Consider the following 425-nt stretch of genomic DNA (forward strand, 5'->3'; position numbering starts at 1 on the left):
AGAATTAAGTTGACTGATTTGTTAGTAGAAGTTGATTCTTGGACGCAATTTACGAAACATTTTACGCATTTACATTCAGGAGAACAAGTTTCAGATAAAGTTGTTTTGTTAAGTGCCTTGCTTGCTGATGGGATTAATTTAGGTTTAACACGAATGGCAGACGCAACTCAAGGGATGTCCTTTGAGCGTTTAGCTTGGGTGGCAGATTGGTATATTCGTGATGAAACTTATTCCAAAGCAATGGCTGAGGTGGTAAATTTCCATGCACAAGTGCCTTTTGCTGCTTATTGGGGTGATGGAACAACATCTTCTTCTGATGGACAACGGTTCAAAGCGGCTGGACATCGTAGTTTTAATGAAGAGATCAATGCCAAGTACGGTAAGGATAGAAGCGTGATTTTTTACACGCATATTTCCGACCAGTA

General features: G+C 40.0%; 1 protein-coding gene. It reads left to right on the forward strand.

What is annotated here, in order from left to right:
- Positions 1-425: Tn3 family transposase (locus tag ACEYW6_RS36690; protein ID WP_412983677.1), on the forward strand; the 425-nt coding region annotated here is incomplete at both ends.

Origin of the sequence: Nostoc sp. UIC 10607, from assembly GCF_047228265.1 — a bacterium.
GTDB classification, from domain to species: domain Bacteria; phylum Cyanobacteriota; class Cyanobacteriia; order Cyanobacteriales; family Nostocaceae; genus Nostoc; species Nostoc foliaceum_A.